This window comes from Streptomyces sp. NPDC107546 (genome assembly GCF_055639175.1).
Genome location: NZ_JBVKBA010000008.1, coordinates 149,545 through 172,769, shown reverse-complemented (window position 1 = coordinate 172,769; position 23,225 = coordinate 149,545). Strand labels below are relative to the sequence as shown.

At 70.6% G+C, this 23,225-nt stretch carries 18 protein-coding genes; 9 read left to right on the top strand and 9 right to left on the bottom strand.

The features are described 5' to 3' along the window. Positions 1-122: 122 nt before the first annotated feature. The 3 genes from ACZ7L1_RS14505 to metH all read right to left on the bottom strand — a co-directional run bounded on the left by ACZ7L1_RS14505 (position 123) and on the right by metH (position 6,787). Positions 123-1,727, bottom strand: coding sequence for an ABC transporter substrate-binding protein (locus tag ACZ7L1_RS14505; RefSeq protein WP_471437192.1), 1,605 nt, complete (start codon positions 1,725-1,727; stop codon positions 123-125). Positions 1,728-2,165: 438 nt separating this feature from the next. Continuing rightward, a complete protein-coding gene (locus ACZ7L1_RS14500; RefSeq protein ID WP_471437190.1) occupies positions 2,166-2,864 on the bottom strand; it encodes an HAD family hydrolase in 699 nt (232 codons plus the stop codon). A gap of 398 nt (positions 2,865-3,262) precedes the next feature. Continuing rightward, on the bottom strand, positions 3,263-6,787 hold the full coding sequence (gene metH / locus ACZ7L1_RS14495; protein WP_471437188.1) for a methionine synthase: 3,525 nt from the start codon (positions 6,785-6,787) through the stop codon (positions 3,263-3,265). A 283-nt stretch (positions 6,788-7,070) separates the two neighbouring features. Here metH and ACZ7L1_RS14490 point away from each other — a divergent pair, with 283 nt between their 5' ends. From ACZ7L1_RS14490 to ACZ7L1_RS14460, 7 genes are all read left to right on the top strand, one after another. Then, a complete protein-coding gene (locus ACZ7L1_RS14490) occupies positions 7,071-7,835 on the top strand; it encodes an IclR family transcriptional regulator (protein ID WP_471437186.1) in 765 nt (254 codons plus the stop codon). A 385-nt stretch (positions 7,836-8,220) separates the two neighbouring features. Further along, complete coding sequence (locus ACZ7L1_RS14485; protein WP_403621363.1) at positions 8,221-9,015, top strand: MIP/aquaporin family protein; 795 nt, start codon at positions 8,221-8,223, stop codon at positions 9,013-9,015. Positions 9,016-9,102: 87 nt separating this feature from the next. After that, the gene (gene glpK, locus ACZ7L1_RS14480) at positions 9,103-10,641 is read left to right on the top strand and encodes a glycerol kinase GlpK (protein WP_471437185.1); all 1,539 of its coding nucleotides are present in this window, start codon (positions 9,103-9,105) and stop codon (positions 10,639-10,641) included. Positions 10,642-10,647: 6 nt separating this feature from the next. Further along, positions 10,648-12,255, top strand: coding sequence for a glycerol-3-phosphate dehydrogenase/oxidase (locus tag ACZ7L1_RS14475; protein WP_471437183.1), 1,608 nt, complete (start codon positions 10,648-10,650; stop codon positions 12,253-12,255). Between the two features lie 163 nt (positions 12,256-12,418). Then, entirely contained in the window at positions 12,419-13,180 is a 762-nt protein-coding gene (locus tag ACZ7L1_RS14470; RefSeq protein ID WP_471437181.1) for a nucleoside phosphorylase, read from the top strand. A 192-nt stretch (positions 13,181-13,372) separates the two neighbouring features. Next, a complete protein-coding gene (locus tag ACZ7L1_RS14465; RefSeq protein ID WP_471437179.1) occupies positions 13,373-14,044 on the top strand; it encodes a FadR/GntR family transcriptional regulator in 672 nt (223 codons plus the stop codon). Positions 14,045-14,222: 178 nt separating this feature from the next. Beyond that, positions 14,223-15,197 (top strand): PAC2 family protein, encoded by a 975-nt coding sequence (locus ACZ7L1_RS14460; protein WP_471437177.1) that lies wholly within the window; start codon positions 14,223-14,225, stop codon positions 15,195-15,197. A 54-nt stretch (positions 15,198-15,251) separates the two neighbouring features. On the opposite strand, the gene mshC is transcribed toward ACZ7L1_RS14460, so the two are convergent. From mshC to ACZ7L1_RS14440, 4 genes are all read right to left on the bottom strand, one after another. Further along, positions 15,252-16,481, bottom strand: a complete 1,230-nt coding sequence (gene mshC, locus ACZ7L1_RS14455; RefSeq protein WP_471437175.1) for a cysteine--1-D-myo-inosityl 2-amino-2-deoxy-alpha-D-glucopyranoside ligase — start codon at positions 16,479-16,481, stop codon at positions 15,252-15,254. Positions 16,482-16,729: 248 nt separating this feature from the next. Next, positions 16,730-17,548: an SCO1664 family protein gene (locus ACZ7L1_RS14450; protein WP_471437174.1), complete on the bottom strand. Its 819-nt coding sequence runs from the start codon at positions 17,546-17,548 to the stop codon at positions 16,730-16,732. Beyond that, complete coding sequence (locus ACZ7L1_RS14445; protein ID WP_388571003.1) at positions 17,512-18,102, bottom strand: DUF3090 domain-containing protein; 591 nt, start codon at positions 18,100-18,102, stop codon at positions 17,512-17,514. The genes ACZ7L1_RS14450 and ACZ7L1_RS14445 overlap by 37 nt, the downstream gene beginning before the upstream one ends. A gap of 122 nt (positions 18,103-18,224) precedes the next feature. Continuing rightward, positions 18,225-18,911: a histidine phosphatase family protein gene (locus ACZ7L1_RS14440; RefSeq protein ID WP_471437171.1), complete on the bottom strand. Its 687-nt coding sequence runs from the start codon at positions 18,909-18,911 to the stop codon at positions 18,225-18,227. Positions 18,912-18,982: 71 nt separating this feature from the next. Here ACZ7L1_RS14440 and corA point away from each other — a divergent pair, with 71 nt between their 5' ends. Then, on the top strand, positions 18,983-19,990 hold the full coding sequence (gene corA / locus ACZ7L1_RS14435; protein WP_471437169.1) for a magnesium/cobalt transporter CorA: 1,008 nt from the start codon (positions 18,983-18,985) through the stop codon (positions 19,988-19,990). Here corA and ACZ7L1_RS14430 read toward each other — a convergent pair. Both ACZ7L1_RS14430 and ACZ7L1_RS14425 read right to left on the bottom strand, forming a co-directional pair. After that, a complete protein-coding gene (locus tag ACZ7L1_RS14430) occupies positions 19,968-20,753 on the bottom strand; it encodes a ferritin-like domain-containing protein (protein ID WP_471437168.1) in 786 nt (261 codons plus the stop codon). The two genes, corA and ACZ7L1_RS14430, sit on opposite strands and share 23 nt — an antisense overlap. Positions 20,754-20,976: 223 nt before the next feature. After that, positions 20,977-22,032 (bottom strand): LLM class F420-dependent oxidoreductase, encoded by a 1,056-nt coding sequence (locus ACZ7L1_RS14425; protein ID WP_471437166.1) that lies wholly within the window; start codon positions 22,030-22,032, stop codon positions 20,977-20,979. Between the two features lie 147 nt (positions 22,033-22,179). Here ACZ7L1_RS14425 and ACZ7L1_RS14420 point away from each other — a divergent pair, with 147 nt between their 5' ends. Next, on the top strand, positions 22,180-23,163 hold the full coding sequence (locus ACZ7L1_RS14420) for an aldo/keto reductase (protein WP_471437405.1): 984 nt from the start codon (positions 22,180-22,182) through the stop codon (positions 23,161-23,163). Positions 23,164-23,225: the final 62 nt, after the last annotated feature.

Genomic DNA, 23,225 nt, shown 5'->3' with positions numbered 1-23,225 from the left:
GTTCCGGGCCGTGCGGAAGCTCCCGGATCGTACCGCGAACGCGGCAAGCCCCCGGGGCGTATGCCCGGGGGCCTGAAGAACCGCTGGTCACATGGCCGGTGCGCAACCGGCCGGCTGACCGGTCAGCCGCCGACGCCGCGGCCGAGCTCCCACAGCTGCAGCGTGGAGGAGGAGTTCATCGCGTACTCGCTGCCGGTGATGTCGTCGCGGGTGGCGACGTACTGCTTGCCCTGCCACAGCGGCAGGATCGGCACGTCGTCGGCGACGATGTCCTGCATGTCGGCGAGGCTCTTCGACGCGGTGAGGCGGTCGGCCTCGCGGCGGGACTGCGGGATCAGGGTGTTGATGATCTCGGGGTTGGCGTACGGGGATCCGAGGGTGTTGTCCTTGTCGAGGAACGGCGCCAGGTAGTTGTCGGCGTCCGGGAAGTCCGGGAACCAGCCCATGCCGTAGACGTCGTACTCGCCCTTCTTCTCGGCCGGGCGGAACTTCTCCCAGGGGGTGCCCTGGATGGTGACGTCGAACAGACCGCTGGCGTTGAGCTGCTGCTTGAGCACCTCGAACTCCTTGGCGGTGGCCGGGCCGTAGTGGTCGGTCGTGTAGTGCAGCGTCAGCTTCACCGGGGTGGTGATGCCCGCCCGGGACAGCAGGCTGCGGGCCTTGTCCACGCTGGGGTTGCCGTACTTGTTGAAGAACGAGTTGGAGTGGCCGGTGATGGTGGCGGGGACGAGCGAGAACAGGGGCTCGGCCTCGGTGCCGTACAGCTTGGAGACCAGTTCGCCGCGGTTGATGACCTGTGCCATGGCCTGGCGGACGGCCTTGCTCTTCACCGTGGGGGCGTCGGTGTTGAAGGCCAGGTAGCGGATCTCGAGGCCCGGCATCTCAACGAGGTTGACCTTGCCGCTGGTGTCGTTCTGGAGCTTGCGGATCTGGTCCGGGTCCATCGTGCGGGTCATGACGTCGATGTCGCCCTTGTCGAGGGCGGTGCCCATCGCGGCGGCGTCGGTGAACGACTCGAGGACGACCTTGTCGTTCTTCGGCGTCAGCAGGCCCCGGTAGTTGGGGTTCTTGGTGAAGGTGGCCTTGACCAGCTCGTTGTTCTTGACCTCGGCCTGCAACGTGTACGGCCCGGAGCCGTCGATGTCGAAGCCTTCGCGGAGCTTGTTCTTCTCGTAGTCCTTGGGGTTGACGATGCCGGCGACCGGCGTCGACAGCTTGAACGGGAAGGTGGCGTCCGCGGTCTTGAGGTGGAAGATGACTTCGTTGTCACCCTGCGTCTCGACGGTGTCGATGGTGGACAGCAGGGCGAAGACGCCGCTGTCGGCCTTGATGGCGCGGGCGCGGTCGATGGAGTACTTCACGTCGGCCGCGGTCACCGGGTCGCCGTTCGCGAACTTCAGGTCCTTGCGCAGCTTGCAGGCGTAGCGCTCGTTGCCGGTGTCGGTGAAGCCGCAGCTCTCGGCGGCCTCGGGCTGCGGCTCGCCGTCGCCGCGGGGCTGCACCATCAGCGTCTGCACGGTCTGCCGGAGGATGTTCCAGGTGCCGACGTCGTAGGCGTACGCGGGATCCACGGGCGCGGGGGCGTCGCTGGAGGCGGTGAACCGGTCGGTGGTGCCGACGACGATGGCGTCACCGCTCTTGCCCCCGCTGCTGGACCCGCCGCAGGCAGCGAGGACGGGGGTGAGCAGACCGGCGACGGCCGGCAGCACCAAAGTCTTGCGGTTCATGCTCGAGTTTCTCCAGAGCTGTTGGGTCCGTGTATCCGGCATGCATGGGTGGTGCGGCGGATCACGGGGAAGTGGTGATGTTCTCGCGCTGAGATTAGTCCGCACCTGCACGAGGGCTGACAGCCACCGGAGTTGAGTTCCCATCACGCTGTGAAACCGGCTGTGAACGGACCGGAAAACCGGTCGGGGGAAGGATTCGTGCAGCATCTCACCAATCGGGACACAAGGGTGCGTTCGGCCCGTCAGAATGGGGTGGAACAGCACACGTCGGGTCCGCTGTCGACCCCTGCGAGCGTGGGGAACGTCACATACTGAACAGGCGCTCAGTGCCCCGGAATTCGCTCGGTTGAGCCGGTATTAATTCATTCGGTCGGACAGCCGGAAGTAATCCGTCCATTCGCTCTGCACGCTGAGTGAAGGATCAGCGCACGTGCGTCATCAAACGCGCGTCATCAAACGCCGCAGAAATGGCAGGTCGACCTCTTCGAGCGAGGTGACGACGGTGCGGCGGGCGGCCGGTTCGATGGGGGCGACCGAGGGCACGGCCACCACGCGGCAGCCGGCGGCCTCGGCGGCCGTGACTCCGGTCAGTGTGTCCTCGACGACCGCGCACCGTGTGGGGTCGGCACCGAGGCCGGCGGCGGCCCGCAGATACGGGTCGGGGAACGGCTTGGTGCGCTCGACCTCGTCGCCGGCGATGGTCAGGGCGAAGTACTGCGGACCGACGGAGGCCAGGACCCGGTCGATGATGCGCCGGTGGGAGGCGGAGACCAGGGCGGTGGGGATGTCGTGCGCGGCGAGTTCGGCCAGCAGTCGCGCGGCGCCCGGCATCAGGGGCAGTCTGCGGTCGATACGGCTCTCGAACCCGTCGTTGAGCAGGACGCTGAGCTCGTCGAGAGTGATGTCGGCGCCGGTGGCCTCGATCAGGAATCCCGCGCTGCGTGTCATGGGACCGCCGACCACGACATGACGCCAGGAGTCGTCGAGCGTGTGACCGAGGCCGGCGAAGACCTCGACTTCGACGTCCCACCAGAATCCCTCGGTGTCCACGAGGGTGCCGTCCATGTCGAGGAGCACGGCCTGCAGGGCGGAGCCTTCGGCCGTACGGGTTCCGAGTGCGGGAACCGTGGTGGTCATCCGGCATACCTCCTTCAAGGGACGACCAGGCCGGTTCCCAGGGAGGGAACCGGCCTGCGGTGGATCGACCAGTGTACGACGCGGGTGGGAAAAGTGCCTCTCGGTGCCGGAGCGCCACGCCGGGCGGGCGTAGGAGGACCTGCGCAGACCGCCGGGCGGCACCCATCCGGCCACCAGGACACCCGGGGCGCTCTGCCGCCGCCGGGAGAGGCGTCGGCGGGGCTCGCCGGGGCACACCCGTGCCGGGCCGAGGACGCGCCGAGGACGCGCGGATGGGGCTTACCCGGGGCACACCCCGCCGCGGCGGAAGACGCGCCGGCGCCGCCGTCGGGCGCCCGGCCACACCCTGCCCGCGCCGAAGACGCGCCACGGGGCCCGCCGGGGACCGCGGACGGACGCTACCGCGCGTTGAAGTACTTGGCCTCCGGGTGGTGGATCACGATCGCGTCCGTGGACTGCTCCGGGTGCAGCTGGAACTCCTCGGAGAGGTGGACGCCGATCCGCTCCGGCTCCAGGAGCTGGGCGATCTTCGCGCGGTCCTCCAGGTCGGGGCAGGCGCCGTAGCCGAGGGAGAAGCGGGCACCGCGGTACTTCAGGGCGAACATGTCTTCCATGTCGGCGGGGTCCTCGCCGGCGAAGCCCAGCTCGGCACGCACGCGCGCGTGCCAGTACTCGGCGAGCGCCTCCGCCAACTGCACGGACAGGCCGTGCAGTTCGAGGTAGTCGCGGTAGGAGTTCGACTCGAACAGCCGCGCGGTCTCCTCACCGATCCTCGAGCCGACGGTGACGACCTGGAAGCCGACGACGTCCCTCTCCCCCGACTCCTCCGGACGGAAGAAGTCGGCCAGGCACAGCCGGCGGCCGCGACGCTGGCGCGGGAAGGTGAACCGGGTGCGCTCGTTGCCCTCCTCGTCCAGGATGATCAGGTCGTCGTCCTTGGACACGCAGGGGAAGTAGCCGTAGACGACGGCCGCTTCGAGGAGGTTCTCGGTCTGCAGCCGGTCCAGCAGGCCACGCAGCCGGGGCCGGCCCTCGGTCTCGACCAGCTCCTCGTACGTCGGCCCCTCGCCGGTGCGGGCCTGCCTCAGGCCCCACTGCCCCTTGAACAGCGCGCCCTCGTCCAGCCAGCTCGCGTACTCCTTGAGCGGGATGCCCTTGACGATGCGGGTGCCCCGGAACGGTGGGGTGGGCACGGGGTTGTCGGTGGCGACGTCGGAGCGGACGTGCCCTTCCTCGGGCCGCTCCTCGATCTCCACGGCGGCCGCGCGTACCCGGCGCTGCCGCAGCTCGGGCAGCTTCGCCCCGGGCACGCCCCGCTTGACCCCGATCAGGGCGTCCATCAGCCGCAGGCCCTCGAACGCGTCGCGGGCGTAGCGGACCTCGCCCTCGTACAGCTCGTGCAGATCCTGCTCGACGTAGGCCCGGGTGAGTGCGGCGCCGCCGAGGATGACCGGGTAGGTGGCGGCCAGGCCCCGCTGGTTGAGCTCCTCCAGGTTCTCCTTCATGATCACCGTGGACTTGACCAGGAGACCCGACATGCCGATGACGTCGGCCTTGTGCTCCTCAGCGGCCTCCAGGATCGCGGAGACGGGCTGCTTGATGCCGAGGTTGACGACGTTGTAGCCGTTGTTGGACAGGATGATGTCGACGAGGTTCTTGCCGATGTCGTGCACGTCGCCGCGCACGGTGGCGAGCACGATGGTGCCCTTGCCGGCCTCGTCGGTCTTCTCCATGTGCGGCTCGAGGTAGGCGACCGCGGACTTCATCACCTCGGCGGACTGCAGGACGAACGGCAGCTGCATCTGGCCGGAGCCGAACAGCTCGCCGACGACCTTCATTCCGTCCAGCAGGGTCTCGTTGACGATGTCGAGGGCCGGGCGCTCCTGAAGGGCCTCCTCGAGGTCGGCTTCCAGGCCGTTGCGCTCGCCGTCGATGATCCGCCGCTTCAGGCGCTCCTCGAGCGGCAGCGCGGCCAGTTCCTCGGCCTTGCCCGCCTTCAGGGACTTGGCGGTGGCGCCCTCGAACAGCTGCATGAGCTTCTGCAGCGGGTCGTAGTCCGCGGAGCGGCGGTCGTAGATGAGGTCGAGGGCCGTTTGCACCTCTTCCTCGCTGAACCGGGCGATCGGAAGGATCTTCGAGGCATGCACGATCGCCGAGTCCAGCCCGGCCTTGACGCACTCCTCGAGGAAGACGGAGTTGAGCAGGATGCGGGCGGCCGGGTTGAGGCCGAAGGAGATGTTCGACAGGCCCAGCGTGGTCTGCACCCGGGGGTGGCGCTTCTTCAGCTCGCGGATGCCCTCGATGGTGGCGAGGCCGTCCTTGCGGGACTCCTCCTGGCCGGTGCAGATGGTGAAGGTCAGGCAGTCGATGAGGATGTCCTCCTCACGGATGCCCCAGTTCCCCGTCAGGTCGGCGATCAGCCGCTCGGCGATCTCCACCTTCTTCTCGGCGGTGCGGGCCTGGCCCTCCTCGTCGATGGTCAGCGCGATCAGCGCCGCCCCGTGCTCCCTGGCGAGCCGGGTGACCTTCACGAAACGGGACTCGGGGCCGTCGCCGTCCTCGTAGTTCACCGAGTTGATGACCGCACGGCCGCCGAGCTTCTCCAACCCGGCCCGCAGGACGTCGACCTCGGTGGAGTCCAGGACGATCGGCAGCGTGGAGGCGGTGGCGAAGCGGCCGGCCAGCTCTTCCATGTCGGCGACGCCGTCGCGGCCCACGTAGTCGACGCACAGGTCGAGCAGGTGGGCGCCCTCGCGGATCTGCTCCCGGGCCATCTCCACACAGTCGTCCCAGCGGCCCTCCAGCATGGCCTCCCGGAACTTCTTCGACCCGTTGGCGTTCGTGCGCTCGCCGATCGCCAGGTAGGAGGTGTCCTGGCGGAACGGCACCGACTGGTACAGCGACGCCGCACCGGGCTCGGGCTGCGGGCGCCGCTCGGGCGGGGTGAGGTCACGGACCCGCTCGACGACCTGGCGCAGATGCTCCGGCGTCGTACCGCAGCAGCCGCCGACCAGGGACAGGCCGTACTCGGTGACGAACGTCTCCTGGGCGTCGGCCAGCTGGGGGGCGGTCAGCGGGTAGTGCGCGCCGTCCTTGGTCAGCTCGGGCAGGCCGGCGTTCGGCATGCACGACAGCGGGATACGGGAGTGGCGGGCGAGGTAGCGCAGGTGCTCGCTCATCTCGGCCGGGCCGGTGGCGCAGTTCAAGCCGATCATGTCGATGCCGAGCGGCTCCAGCGCGGTCAGCGCGGCGCCGATCTCAGAGCCGAGCAGCATGGTGCCGGTCGTCTCGACGGTGACCGACACGATCAGCGGGACCTCGTACCCGGCCGTCTCCATCGCACGGCGGGCGGCGATGACGGAGGCCTTGGTCTGCAGCAGGTCCTGGGTGGTCTCCACCAGCAGGGCGTCGGCACCGCCGGCGAGCAGGCCCTCGGCGTTGCGCCGGTAGGCGTCGCGGAGGCCGGTGAAGGTGGTGTGGCCGAGGGTGGGCAGCTTGGTGCCGGGGCCGATGGAGCCCAGCACCCAGCGCCGGCGCCCGTCGCGCGCGGTGAACTCGTCGGCCGTCTCGCGGGCGATGCGGGCGCCGGCCTCGGACAGTTCGGCGACCCGCTCGGCGATGTCGTACTCGCCCAGGGCGGTGAGGTTGGCGCCGAAGGTGTTGGTCTCGACGCAGTCGACGCCCGCGTCGAAGTAGGCGGCGTGCACCGTGCGGACGATGTCCGGACGGGTGACGTTGAGGATCTCGTTGCAGCCCTCGAGGCCCTGGAAGTCCTCCAGCGTCGGGTCCTGGGCCTGGAGCATCGTGCCCATGGCGCCGTCGGCCACCACGACGCGGGTGGCGAGGGCTTCCCGGAGGGCTTCGATTCGGATCCGGCTGTCGGTGGAGGCGGACGAAAGGGACGGGTTCGGCAACGAGGCCATGGAAGATGCTCCCTGGAGTGCGACGGCTGTCGGCTTTGCGTCTCCTCTGGACCTTCCCACGGAAGACGCACGCGGCCAGGGTAGCCCGGAGCACGCCGTACGGTCAGGGGCGTCCACGGGGCGGGACGGGCGGGGCCCGGAATGACCCGCGTGGGGATTTCCGCCGAACGGATGGCGACCACCCATTAGCGGGAGGTCGGCAACGACCGGTAGTGTTCGGCATTGCCGAACGGCGGTATGCGAACCCTGCCGACGGTCGAAGTGGACGGAGGGCAGGACGGCGATGGCACGGAACATCCAGTCGCTCGAACGGGCGGCCGCGATGCTGCGGCTGCTCGCGGGCGGCGAGCGACGGCTCGGCCTGTCGGACATCGCCTCGTCCCTGGGCCTCGCCAAGGGCACGGCCCACGGCATACTCCGCACACTCCAGCAGGAGGGGTTCGTCGAGCAGGACACGGCCTCCGGCCGCTACCAGCTCGGGGCGGAGCTGCTGCGCCTGGGGACCACCTACCTGGACGTGCACGAGCTGCGGGCGCGCGCCCTGGTGTGGACGGACGACCTGGCCCGCTCCAGCGGGGAGAGCGTCTACCTCGGGGTCCTGCATCAGCAGGGCGTCCTGATCGTGCACCACGTGTTCCGGCCCGACGACAGCCGGCAGGTCCTGGAGATCGGGGCGATGCAGCCGCTGCACTCCACGGCCCTGGGCAAGGTGCTGTCGGCGTACGACCCGGTCGCGCACAGCGAGGCGCTGGAGGCCGACCGCAAGGCGTTCACCGACAGGACCGTGTGCGACCCGCACGACTTCGAGCACGTCCTCGACCTCGCCCGGGCGCGCGGGTACGCGGCCGACGTGGAGGAGACGTGGACCGGAGTGGCCTCGGTCGCGGCACCCATCCACGACCGGCGGCGGATGCCGGTGGGCGCCGTGGGCATCACCGGCGCCGTGGAGCGGGTGTGCCGGGACGGGGAACTGCGCCCCGAGCTGATCGCGGCGGTGCGCGACTGCGCCCGCGCGGTCTCCCGGGACCTGGGCGCCGGACGCTTCTGAGTCCCGCGGCCACCACGTCCCGCACTCGGGGAACCCCGCACTCTGAAAGACCGGTACGGCATTGCCGTACCGGCCGCGTGCCTGCCCGCGTCCTGGTGCGGCCCCCACGCAACGTGCCTGTTCGCACGCGATGCGCACCCATCGAAAAGGTCGTGGGCACATGTCGATCAGTAACGATCCCGCTTCGTGCAACAGGACTCTTGACGACCGTGCGAACAGGAAGCAAGACTCCCGTCCATCGGTCGGCATTGTCGAACACCTACCGGCAATAAGCGCTAGAGTGTGACAACGCCAAGGGCCGGCATCGCTCTCACCCCCGAGGGCGCGGACCACCGGAGGGACCCGGGGTTCGCCTTCCCCTGGACGAAGGACAAAGGAGTCGCGGGTGTCCAGCTCCGACATCTTCATCGGCGAGACCATCGGTACCGCCATACTCATCCTGCTGGGCGGCGGCGTGTGCGCCGCCGTGACGCTGAAGGCCTCCAAGGCCCGTAACGCCGGTTGGCTCGCCATCACGTTCGGCTGGGGTTTCGCCGTTCTGACGGCGGTCTACACCTCCGCACCGCTCTCCGGTGCCCATCTGAACCCGGCCGTGACCCTCGCACTCGCCATCAAGACCGGCGACTGGAGCAACCTCCCGGTCTACTGGGCAGGACAGCTGCTCGGTGCGATGATCGGTGCGACGCTGGTGTGGGTCGCCTACGCAGGCCAGTTCCAGGCCCACCTCACCGACAAGGAGATCGTGGGCGGGCCGGGCGCGCAGGCCACCACCGCCAAGGCGGTCGAGGCGCAGGAAAAGGGCGCCGGCCCCGTGCTCGGCATCTTCTCCACCGGCCCGGAGATCCGGAACACGGTGCAGAACCTCGCCACGGAGATCATCGGCACGATCGTGCTGGTGCTCGCGGTCCTCACGCAGGGCCTCAACGACAAGGGCAACGGTCTGGGCACCCTGGGCGCCCTGATCACCTCGCTGGTCGTGGTCTCGATCGGCCTCTCCCTGGGCGGTCCGACGGGCTACGCGATCAACCCGGCCCGTGACCTCGGTCCGCGTATCGTGCACGCCCTCCTCCCCCTGCCCAACAAGGGCGGCTCCGACTGGGGCTACGCCTGGATCCCGGTCGTCGGCCCGCTGGTCGGCGCGGCGATCGCCGCAGGCATCTACAACGTCGCTTTTGCTTGAGATCGAGTGAGCCGTAGAAGGCTTCCGCACATCAGCACCGCGCCGTAAAGACAGCCCCTTTTAACCATGGAACTCCAGGAGCACACCGTGACCGACGCACACACCGCCGGCCCCTTCATCGCCGCCATCGACCAGGGCACGACCTCCTCGCGCTGCATCATCTTCGACCGGGACGGCCGGATCGTCTCCGTCGACCAGAAGGAGCACGAGCAGATCTTCCCGAAGCCGGGCTGGGTGGAGCACAACGCCACCGAGATCTGGACCAACGTCCAGGACGTCGTGGCCGGAGCCGTCGAGAAGGCCGGCATCACCAGAGACGACATCAAGGCCATCGGCATCACCAACCAGCGCGAGACGACCGTGCTGTGGGACAAGAACACCGGTGAGCCCGTCCACAACGCCATCGTCTGGCAGGACACCCGCACCGACGCCCTGTGCAAGGAGCTCGGCCGCAACGTCGGCCAGGACCGCTTCCGCCGCGAGACCGGCCTGCCGCTGGCCTCGTACTTCGCGGGCCCCAAGGCCCGCTGGCTGCTCGACAACGTCGACGGCCTGCGCGAGCGCGCCGAGGCGGGGGACATCCTCTTCGGCACCATGGACACCTGGGTCATCTGGAACCTGACCGGCGGTGTCAACGGGGGCCACCACGTCACCGACGTGACCAACGCCTCCCGCACCCTGCTGATGAACCTGCACACCATGCAGTGGGACGAGAAGATCGCCGAATCCATCGGCGTGCCGCTCGCGATGCTGCCCGAGATCCGTTCCTCCGCCGAGGTCTACGGCGAGATCACCGGCGGCCGCCTCGGCGAGCTGCTCGGCGGCATCCCGGTGGCCTCCGCGCTCGGCGACCAGCAGGCGGCCCTGTTCGGCCAGACCTGCTTCTCCGAGGGCGAGACCAAGTCCACCTACGGCACCGGCACCTTCATGGTGATGAACACCGGTGACAAGCTCATCAACTCCTACTCGGGCCTGCTGACCACGGTCGGCTACCAGATCGGCGACGACAAGCCGGTCTACGCCCTGGAGGGCTCCATCGCGGTCACCGGCTCCCTGGTGCAGTGGATGCGGGACCAGATGGGCCTGATCCAGACCGCCGCCGAGATCGAGACCCTCGCGCTCTCGGTCGAGGACAACGGCGGCGCCTACTTCGTACCGGCCTTCTCCGGTCTGTTCGCCCCGTACTGGCGCTCCGACGCCCGCGGTGTGATCGCCGGGCTGACCCGGTACGTCACCAAGGCGCACCTCGCGCGCGCCGTCCTGGAGGCCACCGCCTGGCAGACGCGGGAGATCGCCGACGCCATGACCAAGGACTCGGGTGTCGAGCTGGCGACCCTCAAGGTCGACGGCGGCATGACCTCCAACAACCTGCTGATGCAGACGCTCTCGGACGTCCTGGACGCACCGGTGGTGCGCCCGATGGTCGCCGAGACCACCTGCCTCGGCGCCGCCTACGCCGCCGGCCTGGCCGTCGGCTTCTGGACCAGCACCGACGACCTGCGCGCCAACTGGCGGCGGGCCGCCGAGTGGACGCCCCACATGGACGCGGAGACCCGCGACCGTGAGTACAAGAACTGGCTCAAGGCCGTCGAGCGGACCATGGGCTGGATCGAGCACGAGGAGTAATTCGCGATGACCACCCTGCAGAGTGTTCCGGCTCTGGGGACCCACCCCGCCTACGGCTCCAACCCGAGCCGTGCCGAGACCCGGGAGCAGTTGTCCAGGGCGACCTACGACCTCCTGGTGATCGGCGGCGGGATCCTGGGCATCTCCACGGCCTGGCATGCCGCGCAGTCGGGCCTCAGGGTGGCGCTGGTGGACGCCGGCGACTTCGCCGGCGCCACCTCCTCAGCCTCCTCCAAGCTGCTCCACGGCGGTCTGCGCTACCTGCAGACCGGCGCGGTGAAGCTGGTCGCGGAGAACCACTTCGAGCGCCGTGCGGTCTCCCGTCAGGTGGCCCCCCACCTGGCGAACCCGCTCACGTTCTACCTCCCCGTGTACAAGGGCGGGCCGCACGGCGCGGCGAAGCTCGGGGCGGGCGTGTTCGCCTACTCCGCGCTGTCGGCGTTCGGCGACGGCATAGGCCACCTGCTGTCGCCGGCCAGGGCGGCGCAGGACGTGCCGGAGCTGCGCACCGAGAACCTCAAGGCCGTGGCCGTCTACGGCGACGACCAGATGAACGACGCGCGCATGGCGCTGATGACGGTCCGCGCGGCCGTCGAGGCGGGCGCCGTCGTCCTCAACCACGCCGAGGTCACCGGCCTCAGGTTCACCAAGGGCCGGGTCACCGGCGCCGAGCTGCGCGACCGGCTCTCGGGCGACGAGTTCGGCGTGGACGCGCGGCTGGTGCTGAACGCGACCGGGCCGTGGGTCGACCACCTGCGCCGGATGGAGGACCCGAACGCGGCGCCGTCCATCCGGCTGTCCAAGGGCGTGCACCTGGTCCTCAAGCGCACCTCCCCCTGGAAGGCGGCGCTCGCGACCCCGATCGACAAGTACCGCATCACCTTCGCCCTCCCGTGGGAGGACATGCTGCTGCTCGGCACGACCGACGAGGAGTACGAGGGCGACCCCGCCGAGGTGGCGGTCAACGAGAAGGACATCGCCCAGATCCTGGACGAGGCCGCCTTCTCCGTCCGCGACCAGCAGCTGCGACGGGAGCTGATCACCTACTCGTTCGCCGGCCTCAGGGTGCTGCCGGGCGGTCCCGGCGACACCGCCAAGGCCAAGCGGGAGACCGTGGTGACCGAGGGCAAGGGCGGCATGCTGTCCGTCGCGGGCGGCAAGTGGACGACCTTCCGGCACATCGGCCGTACGGTCATGCAGAAGCTGGAGTCGCTGCCGGGTCACCCGCTGGGCGACGACTTCGAGCCGATCTCGTCGCTGCCGAAGAAGCTGCCGCTGCCGGGCATCGCCAACCCGCGCGCGGTCGCCCACCGGCTCGTCGTGGACGGCCCGGCGCCCGGCCCGCGCATGGCGCCCGACACGGCCAAGCACCTGGCGACCCACTACGGTTCGCTGGCCTTCGACATCGCGCGGCTGGCCAACGACAACCCGGAGCTGGGCGAGCGCGTCCACCCGGACGCCCCGGAGATCTGGGCGCAGGTCGTCTACGCCCGGGACCACGAGTGGGCCGAGACGGTGGACGACGTGCTGCGCCGCCGCACCACCCTGACGATCCGCGGCCTGGCCACGGACGAGGTGCGCGGCAAGGTGCAGGACCTGCTAGACAAGAAGTAGGTCGAGGTCGGGTCCCACCGGGTCCCACACAGCGAGGGGCGGCTTCCCGCACGGAGCCGCCCCTTTCGTGTGCGCGTTTCCTGTGCGCGGCTCCTGCGCGACTCCTGTGCGCAGCTCCGGGCTGCGTACGGTGTTCGTACGCCCGTCCCACTGGAGTCGCCCCATGACGCAGGAGCTGTCCCCCATCGCCCGCATCCGCCGCACCGGGCTGCCGCCGTTCGCGGTGGTCGTGGGCGACCCGGCGCGCGCGGCGACCGTCGCCGCGCTGTTGGAGGCGGCCGAGGAGGTCTCGCACCACCGCGAGTACCGGGTGTTCAGCGGGAGTTGGAAGGGCCTGCCGGTGACGGTGGCCTCGCACGGGGTGGGTGCGCCGGGTGCGATCCTGCTGTTCCAGGAGCTGGCGGACGCAGGTGTCCACACCATCCTGCGGTTCGGCACGGCGGGCGCGATGAGGCCGGGGATCGGCGACGGTGACCTGGTGATCGCGGAGGCGGCCGTGCGCGACGACGGGGTCACCCAGCAGTTGCTGCCGCCGGAGTACCCGGCGGTGGCCGCGCCCGAGGCGGTCCTCGCCCTCCAGCGCGCGGCGCGCGAGGCGGGGGTGCCGCATCACCGGGGGATCGTCTGGACGCGGGCGGCGTTCCAGCCGGGGCTGATCCCGCTCGACGCCTACGACAGGGCGGGGCTGGTGGCGATCGAGATGGAGCTGTCCGCACTGCTGGTGACCGCCTCGCTGCGCGGGCTGGTCGCGGGTGGGGTGCTCGTGGTGGACGGCGTCAACGCCGACGAACTCCTCGACGAGGCGTCCCCGTTCTCGGCGGGCGCCTACGACCCGCACCGTGAGGTCGTCGGCCGGGGCGTGGAGCACGGCGCGGTGGTCTCGCTGGAGGCGCTGCGGCTGCTGGCGGAGGGGGACGCGGGATGACCGAGCCCGTCGGGGTCCGACCTCGGACGAGCGGCCCACGGCGAGCCCACGCGAGCGGCACCCCGGCGAGCCCACTGCGAGCGGCCCACGGCGTCTCGCGAGGTGACATGGGAAGCGCCGGCTCCGTTCAGCCCGTCGACCCCCCATAATGACGCCAAGACATCGGATGTCTGAGCACCTGGGAGGCACGCCATGGCAGTCACCGACGAGGCGATCGAGAAGATCAAGGAAATGATCGTCTCCGGTGCGCTGCGCCCGGGCGACCGCCTGCCCAAGGAGAGCGAGCTGGCCGCGGAGCTGGGGCTGTCCCGCAACTCCCTGCGCGAGGCCGTGCGCGCCCTGTCGCTGATCCGCATCCTGGACGTGCGGCAGGGCGACGGCACCTACGTCACGAGCCTCGACCCCCAGCTGCTGCTGGAGGCGATGAGCTTCGTCGTGGACTTCCACCGCGACGACACCGTGCTGGAGTTCCTCGCGGTGCGCCGCATCCTGGAGCCGGCCGCGACGGCCATGGCGGCCTCCCGCATCAGCGAGCAGCAACTGGACGCGCTGACCGCCCAGTTGGACAAGCTCGGCCCCGAGCCCTCGGTGGAGGAGCTGGTCGCCTCCGATCTGGAGTTCCATCGGGGGATCGTGCACAGCTCCGGCAACTCGGTGCTGTGCTCCCTGCTGGACGGCCTGTCCGGGCCCACCACGCGGGCCCGTGTCTGGCGCGGCCTCACCCAGGAGGACGCGGTCGGCCGCACCCTGCGCGAGCACCGCGCGATCCTCGGCGCCCTGCGCGACCGCGACGCCGAAGCGGCCCGCTCCTGGGCGACCGTGCACATCGCGTCCGTCGAGCAGTGGCTGCGCTCGACCCTGTGAGGTCCCACCGCGTGGGCCACCCGTGCGGCGTGCCGGACCGGTAGGCGATCATGGGTGTTCGACGGCCCCGGACGGGGCAGTCATCCGTTCACTCCCCCGTGGCAGGGGACTGCGGGCGCCCCCGCCGCACGCCGTAAGGTTGGGGCGTACGTGAGGGCACGTCGGAAGGAGGCGCTGGGTGATCGAGCTCGAGGGGGTTCCCGAGCTGATCGACCCGGTCATGGTGGCCGCGTTCGAGGGCTGGAACGATGCCGGCGACGCCGCCTCCACCGCGGTCGCGCATCTGGACAGGGAATGGAAGGGCGAGGTCTTCGCGGCGCTGGACGCCGAGGACTACTACGACTTCCAGGTGAACCGCCCCACCGTGTTCATGGAGGCCGGGGTCCGCAAGATCACTTGGCCCACGACCCGGCTCTCGGTGGTCCGCGTCGGCGGTGCGAAGCCCCGCGACCTGGTGCTGGTCCGCGGCATCGAACCGTCGATGCGCTGGCGCTCGTTCTGTAACGAGCTGCTGGGCTTCGCCCACGAGCTGGGTGTGGAACTGGTGGTGATCCTGGGCGCTCTGCTCGGCGACACCCCGCACACGCGTCCGGTCCCGATCAGCGGGACCACGTCCGACCCGGACCTGGCCCGCCGGATGGACCTGGAGGAGACCAAGTACGAGGGCCCCACGGGCATCGTGGGCGTCCTGCAGGAGGCGTGCACGCACGCGGGCGTCCCGGCCGTGTCGCTGTGGGCGGCGGTCCCGCACTACGTGTCGCAGCCGCCGAACCCCAAGGCCACGCTGGCCCTCCTCAACCGCCTGGAGGACCTCCTCGACCTGCGCATCCCGCTCGGTGAACTGCCGGAGGACGCGCGCGCCTGGCAGCTCGGCGTGGACCAGCTGGCCGCCGAGGACAGCGAGGTCGCCGAGTACGTGCAGACGCTGGAGGAGGCCCGGGACACCGCCGAGCTGCCGGAGGCGTCGGGTGAGGCGATCGCCCGCGAGTTCGAGCGGTATCTGCGGCGACGGGACGTCAGCCCGCCCGGCGGACACGCCACGGCGGACGGCAGCGAGGGCGGCCCGTTCCTGCGGGACAACCCCGGCGGTCGTCCGCGTCCACCGAAGCCGCCGAGGCCGGGCGCCGAGGACGAGGACTCGCCGGAGGACTGAGCGGGGCGGTGCGCAAACTGCGCACCGCCCCGCTCCGTACCGGCGAAAAGGGACTCAGAGCGCCACGCCGAGCAGCGCGTCCACGGCCCGCGACACGACACCGGGCGCCCCGGTGTCCGTGCCGCCGCTCTCCTCCTGGAGTACCACCCAGCGGTCGACCGCGGCGAGCGCGGAGGGTGCGTCCAGGTCGTTCGCGAGGGCGTCGCGGATCTCCTCGACGAGCGCGTCGGCGGACGGGCCGTCGGGCCGGGAGACGGCGGCACGCCAGCGGCCGAGCCGCGCCACGGCGTCCTGGAGGACCTGGTCGGTCCACTCCCAGTCGGACCGGTAGTGGTGGGCGTGCAGCGCGAGCCGGATGGCGGCCGGGTCGACGCCGTCGCGGCGGAGCCGGGAGACGAAGACGAGGTTGCCCTTGGACTTGGACATCTTCTCGCCGTCCAGGGCCACCATGCCGGCGTGGACGTACGCCTTGGCCATGGGGAACTCGCCGGTCAGCACCTGGGCGTGCGAGGCGCCCATCTCGTGGTGCGGGAAGGCGAGGTCGGAGCCGCCGCCCTGGACGTCGAAGCCCATGCCCAGGTGGTCCAGGGCGATGGCCACGCACTCGATGTGCCAGCCGGGACGGCCGCGGCCGAGCGAGCCGCCGTCCCAGCTGGGCTCGCCGTCGCGGGCGGCCATCCACAGCATCGGATCGAGCGGGTTCTTCTTCCCGGGCCGGTCGGGGTCGCCGCCGCGCTCCGCGGAGAGCAGGCGCATGGCGGCGGCGTCCAGGCGGGAGACCTTGCCGAAGCTGGGGTCGGACTCGACGGAGAAGTAGACGTCCCCTTCGAGTTCGTACGCGGCTCCGAGGTCCCTCAGGCGCTCGACCAGCGGGACGATGCCGGGTATCGCCTCCACGGCGCCTACGTAGTGCCGCGGTGGCAGCATCCTCAGGGCGGTCATGTCCTCGCGGAACAGGGTGGTCTCCCGCTCGGCGAGAGCCACCCAGTCGATGTTGTCGCGCTGGGCGCGCTCGAGGAGGGGGTCGTCGACGTCGGTGACGTTCTGGACGTAGTGGACCTGGCGCTTGGTGTCGAGCCACACGCGCTGAACGAGGTCGAACGCGTTGTAGGTCGCCGCGTGACCCATGTGGGTCGCGTCGTACGGGGTGATCCCGCAGACGTAGATACGGGCGACGGGACCGGGGTCGAGGGTGACGAGGCCGCCGGTCGCGGTGTCGTGGATCCTCAGGTCGCGGCCCTGACCAGGCAGGGCGGGGACCTCGGAAGCGGGCCAGGCATGCATGTCATGAGCGTAACCGGCGGGAAGTTCTGTCCACGAACCGGATCGGGCGGGAGGGGCGGTGAATGACCGGGAACACGCTCTTGCGGGAGCCCGGCCGGTGTGCATGCCCGTCCCGCGCAGCTGCGGGCAGTCGTGCCGCGGGGCGGCACGGGTGGGCGCTGGGGGTGCTCGAAGAACTCGGGGGAGGCCTTCCTGCAGGCGCCGGGAAGCGTGACGAGCCCCCGGTCAGCCCCAGCGAGCGGTACTTCTCACACCGGCGGCCACGGAATGGCCGGCCACTCCCCGCCCGGCTCCGGATGCCGGCCCGACTTCAGCAGCGCCTCCACCCGCGCCCGCGTCGCACGCACCTCCGCAGGGGTGATCAGTGCGGCCAGGCGGGTAGCCAGGGCGGCCCCTTCGCAGAGCCCGTCCTTGAGGCCTTTCAGCACCTCCACCGCCTCCCCCGTCAGCGGCTCCCCGGCCCACCCCCACAGCAGCGTCCGCAGCTTGTTCTCGACGTTGAACGTGACCCCGTGGTCGATCCCGTACAGCCGCCCCTCGGCCGCCGGCAGCAGATGGCCCCCCTTGCGGTCCGCGTTGTTGATGACCGCGTCCAGGACGGCGAGCCGCCGCAGCCGCTCGTCGTCGGCATGCACGAGCAGCGCCGTCTCACCGTCGCCGACCTCCGCGAGACCGATCGCCTTCCAGCCCGGCTCGGGCTCCTCGCCGTCCACCAGGGCGAGGAGCTCGCCGTCGGGCACGACCTCCACCCACAGCTGGCACATGCCCTCGCCGTACGGGCCGTCGCGCAGCACGGTGGGCGGCACGAGCCCCCAGCCGGTCGCCTCGGAGACCTCGTAGGCGGCCACCTCGCGCTGGGCCAGCGTCCCGTCCGGGAAGTCCCACAGGGGCCGCTCCCCCGCGACGGGCTTGTAGACACAGGTGGCTTCCCGGCCGTCGTGGGAGACCGTGCAGTACAGCGCCGCGTTGGACGCGTCGCGGATGCGGCCGCGCACGGTCAGCTCACCCTCGGCGAGCAGTTCGGCCGTGCTCACGCTCCGCGGCGGTATCCGTTCTGGCGCGGACATACGTGTCCTTCCGGGTCGAGCGGGAGGCTGCACAGCGGGCACGGCGGCCGCCCGGCGTTGACGACGTCGAGTGCGCGCTTGGCGAAGGCTCTGGCCTGCGCGCCGGTGAGCCGGACCCGGAGCATCGGCGGACCGTTCTCCTCGTCCTGCAGCAGCCGCTCCTCGGCCTCGGCGAGGTCCTCCTCGGAGTCGGCGTCCAGCTCGACGAGGGCCTGGGCCTCGACGATCATGCGCTGTTCCTCGGCGTCCCAGGCGAGCGCCATGGTGCCGACGCGGAACTCCTCCTCGATGGGGGTCTCCAGGGGGGCCGTGTCGGTGATCTCCGCAGGGGCCACGGCGGGGACGGCGGCGCTGCCGCCGCTGCGCCGCACGACCTCGTCCAGCAGTTCGTCCATGCGCTCGGCGAGCGCCGCGACCTGGGTCTTCTCCAGGGCCACGCTGGTCACCCGGGGTCCGGCCGAGGCCTGCAGGAAGAAGGTACGGCGCCCGGGCAGCCCGACCGTACCGGCCACGAAGCGGTCCGGGGGGTCGTAGAGGAACACCTGACGGGACACGTCCTGTCTCCATTGGATCGGGGTCGGGACCGGCGGACCGCGCCGGTCCTGTGGGGTTGCTGACAACTACGCTGAACAACTACTGCGCTCGTTCGACCGCTTCACCCTACTGCGCTCGACGATCACGGTGCGCCCGCACCGCCCCCGACCGTGGCGTCCGGATCCGAGGCTTCCGGACGCGGTACGAGGGAGGAGAAATCGCCGGTGTCGCCGAGACGAACGAGAAATGGCCTCAGCCGGGTGTAACGGATCGCGGTGATGGAACACGGTTCCACGGAGATCCGCTGGAAGAGGTCGAGATGAAGTCCGAGTGCGTCCCCGACGAGGGACTTGATGATGTCGCCGTGCGAGCACATGAGGTAGACGGCGTCGGCCCCGTGGTCGCGCTCCACGCGCGCGTTCCACTCCCGTACGGCCTCCGCGGCGCGGGTCGCCATCGCCCGCATCGACTCGCCGCCGGGGAACGCGGCCGCCGACGGGTGCGCCTGGACGACCTCCATCAGCGGCTCGTCCTTCAGCTCGGCGAGCTTGCGGCCGGACCAGTCGCCGTAGTGGCACTCGCCGATCCGGTCGTCGGTGTGGGCGCGCAGCCCGGGACGGGCGTCGAGGAGCGGCTGGACGGTCTCCTGGCAGCGCTGCAGGGGGCTGGTGACGACTTCGGTGATCGGCAGCTCGGCGAGCCGCCCGGGCAGGGCCGCGGCCTGCGCGGCGCCGCGTTCGTCGAGGGCGACGCCGGGCGTCCAGCCGGCGAGGAGTCCCGCGGTGTTGGCGGTGGAGCGTCCGTGCCGGACGAGGAGCAACGTGGGCATGACGACCAGCCTAGGTCGTGTCGTCAAACCCCCGTCGGTGCCCGGGTGCGGGTGAGAGGAGAGTGCGCTCTGTGATCGTCGACTGCGCCGTCTACCGCGACGGGCGCCGCAACGAGGGGGACGAGGGGCCGCAGGACCTGTCCACCGCGCTGGAGCAGGCGCGCGCCTCGTCGGACACGTTCTTGTGGGTCGGCCTGTACGAGCCGACGGAGGACGAGTTCGAGCTGGTCACCACGGAGTTCGGGCTGCATCCGCTGGCCGTGGAGGACGCTCTGAAGGCGCACCAGCGGCCCAAGCTGGAGGTGTACGAGGACTCGCTGTTCATGGTGCTCAAGCCGGTGTCGTACGAACCGGACAGCGACACCGTCTCCACCGGCGAGTTGATGGTGTTCCTCGGCGACTCGTTCGTGGTGACCGTGCGCCACGGCGCGGACATGCCGCTCGGTGACGTCCGCCGTCATCTGGAGCAGCAGCCCGAGATGCTGCGGCACGGGCCCACCGGGGTGCTGTACTCGATCACGGACTCGATCGTCGACCACTACCTGGAGGTGGCGACCGAGCTGGGCACCGATCTGGAGGAGCTGGAGGCGGAGGTCTTCTCGCCGTCCGTCGGGGGCTCGCGGCACACGGCGTCCCGGATCTACGCCTTCAAGCGGCAGGTCCTGGAGTTCCGGCGGGCGACGGTGCCGCTGGGGCCGCCGACGGCCCGGCTGGCGGGGCAGGGCGCGTACGGTGCGGCGATGCCCTTCGTGCAGGAGAAGTCGCGGCCCTTCTTCCGGGACGTCAACGACCATCTGATCCGGGTGAACGAGTCGGTGGAGGGCCTGGACCGGCTGGTGTCGGACATCCTGTCGGCGCATCTGGCGCAGACCAGCGTGCGGCAGAACGACGACATGCGGAAGATCTCGGCGTGGGCCGCGATGGCCGCCGTTCCGACGATGATCGCGGGGATCTACGGCATGAACTTCGAGCACATGCCGGAGCTGCACTGGGTGTGGTCCTACCCTGCGGTGATCGTGGTCATGGCAGTGCTCGAGGTGCTGTTGTACCGGCTGTTCAAGCGGCGGGGCTGGTTGTAGCCGGACCGCCGAGCGCGTTGCGCCGCTCGGGCGTCCGCAGGGTCACCATGCGCCGGCGGCCGACGAGCCGCTCGTAGGCGTAGACGAGGTGGATTACGGTCGTGAGCAGCGCCGACCTGGCTCCGGACCAGCCGAGGATGCGTGCCATGTGGGCCATGACCGCGAGGCTTACGTCCCGGTGGACACGGATCTCGGCCAGCGCGCACGCGCGCAGCGTGCGCCGGATGAACCGGCCGTGTCCGGCGGCGGCGAGGCGCAGCAGCTCCTCGTGCGTGTACGCGAGGTGGTCGTCCTCGTCGTCGGAGATCATCCGGACGGCCCGGCCGATGTCCGGGTGGTCCCCGAAGTGCTTGCGCAGCATGAGCATCTGTTCGGCGGCGCGCTGTTCGGTGACCCGGCTGTGCGCCAGGTAGACGATGATCTCCTGCACGGTGAGCGGCTGGTCCGCACGGAGCTTCGCGTGCGCGAGACCGACGCCCCGGCGCTCCAGGAGCATCGTGTAGTCGGTCTCCGGGGGCACCGGTACGGCTTCCAGGCCGCGTTTCTTGAGCAGTGCGTGGAAGATGCGTCCGTGCTTGTCCTCGTCCGCTCCGTGGCGGGAGATCTTGGAGGCGAGCGGGCGTTCGCTCTCCGGCACCAGTTGGGCGATGCGCCCGTTCTCCCAGCCGCCCTGTGCCTCTCCGCTGGCCGCGATGGAGCAGAACAGCCGGAACGACTCGTCGCGTTCGAGGATCTCCTCGAACAGGCTCTTGGCCGACAACATGGGCGCACCTCTCTGCAGAACCCGCGACGATCGAGTCAAACCGAGTCAAATGGGACCCTGAAGGTGCCGCAACAGCTGCGTGCGGACCACTCGGCCGAAAGAAGGAGGGGCGGGCCGCGGCAGGGCCGTAACCGCCCGGGCGGCCGAGCGTTGTTCCCGGTGACGGCCGTGGCGGGGAAGACCCCCCGAGCCCCCACCACGGCCGCAGAGACCTCTTCGCCCGCTACGCGAGCCCGGCCCGCTCCAGCGCCTCCGTCCCGGCCCGGAGCCCTGCGATCCGCTCCTCGAGGGTGAAGCCCGCCGGCGCCAGGCTGAGCGTGGTGACGCCGGCCGCGGCGTACGCCCTCATGCGGTCGGCGATCCGGTCGACGGAGCCGAGCAGGGTGGTCCGGTCGATCAGCTCGTGCGGGATCGCGGCCGCCGCGCCCTGCTTGTCGCCGGACAGGTACTTCTCCTGGACTTCGGCGGCAGCCTTCTCGTAGCCCATGCGCTGGGCGAGCTGGTTGTAGAAGTTCTGCTTGGGGCTGCCCATGCCGCCGACGTACAGGGCCGTGTAGGGGCGGAAGGTGTCGGCGAGCGCGGTCACGTCCTTGTCGTCGCCGACGGCGAGCGGGACCGTGGGGCAGACGTCGAAGCCGTCGAGGGTCTTGCCGGCCTTCTCGCGCCCGGCCCTCAGGTACTTGATCGCGGTGTCCTCGAGATGGTCGGCGGAGGGGAAGATCAGCAGGGCGCCGTCGGCGATCTCGCCGGTCTGCTCCAGGTTCTTCGGGCCGATGGCCGCGATGTAGAGGGGGATGTGCTCGCGCTGCGGGTGCACGGTCAGCTTGATCGGCTTGCCGGGGCCGCCGGGCAGCGGCAGCATCCAGTGCTCGCCCTCGTACGTCAGCCGTTCACGGGTCATCGCCCTCCGTACGATCTCCACATACTCGCGGGTGCGGGCGAGCGGCTTGTCGAACTTGACGCCGTACCAGCCCTCGGAGACCTGCGGCCCCGACACGCCGAGACCGAGACGGAAGCGGCCTCCGGACAGGGAGTCGAGGGTGGCGGCGGTCATCGCGGTCATCGCGGGCTGCCGCGCCGGGATCTGGAAGATGGCGGAGCCGACGTCGATGCGCTCGGTCTTGGCGGCGACCCAGGACAGCACGGTGGCCGCGTCGGAGCCGTAGGCCTCGGCGGCCCAGCACACCGCGTATCCGAGCCGGTCGGCCTCCTGGGCCACGGCGAGGTTGTCCGCGTCCATTCCGGCGCCCCAGTAGCCGAGGTTGATCCCGAGCTGCATGGCCCATTCCCCTTACCGATCAGTAACGTCCCTTGGTGCCCGACCTTAGCGTGGGGGCGGGCCCCCCGGAAATCCCCTCACGGACGGGGGGAACGCGTTGTCCACAGGCCCCCCATGAGCCGAGTCCAGGCCGTAATCTCGGCGTTCATGGAGCAGAGGCATCTCGGCCGTACCGGCCTTCGTGTGTCGCGGATCGGGCTCGGCACCCTGACGTGGGGCCGCGACACGGACGAGCACGACGCCGCGGACCAGTTGAAGGTGTTCTGGGAGGCCGGCGGGACCCTCGTCGACACGGCCGACGTCTACGGGGACGGGGAGGCCGAGTACCTGCTCGGACGGCTCATGGACGGGCTGGTGCCCCGCCGGGACCTGGTGATCTCGACGAAGGCGGGCAGCGTGCCCGACCCGGACCGCCGCTTCGACTGCTCGCGCGGTCATCTGCTCTCCGCCCTGGACGCCTCGCTCGCCCGCCTGGGCACGGACCACGTCGATGTCTGGCACGTCCACGCCTTCGACCCGTACACGCCGCTGGAGGAGACCCTGCAGGCGCTAGACCTGGCGGTCGGCAGCGGACGGGCGCGGTATGCGGGGGTGTCCAACTTCTGCGGCTGGCAGCTGGCGAAGGCGGCGACGTGGCAGCTGGCGGCGCCAGGCGTGAGGACCCGGATCGCGAGCACACAGATGGAGTACTCGCTGCTGCAGCGGGGAGTGGAGCGGGAGGTGCTGCCCGCGGCGCTGGACCTGGGGGTCGGGCTGCTGCCGTCGTCTCCGCTCGGCCGGGGTGTGCTGACCGGCAAGTACCGGCACTCGACACCGGCCGACTCGCGCGGGGCGTCGGAGCACATGGGGCCGTTCGTCGCGCCCTACCTCGACGACACGGCGAGCAGCATCGTCGACGCGGTGCAGACGGCCGCCGACGGGCTCGCCTCGACGCCGTTGCAGGTGGCGCTGGCGTGGGTGCGGGACCGGCCCGGGGTGGTCGCGCCGATCGTCGGCGCGCGCAACGCGCAGCAGCTCGCGGCGGCGTTGTCAGTGGAGGCGCTTAGTCTTCCGGACGAGATCTGCCGGGCGCTGGACGATGTGTCGGCCCCGGTGCACCGCTATCCCGATCACGACTGGAGCACGCTGTGAGCACGGACCCGGAGACGACGGAGACGGCCCCTCGGGCGGAGGACGGGGCCGGGACCGCCGCG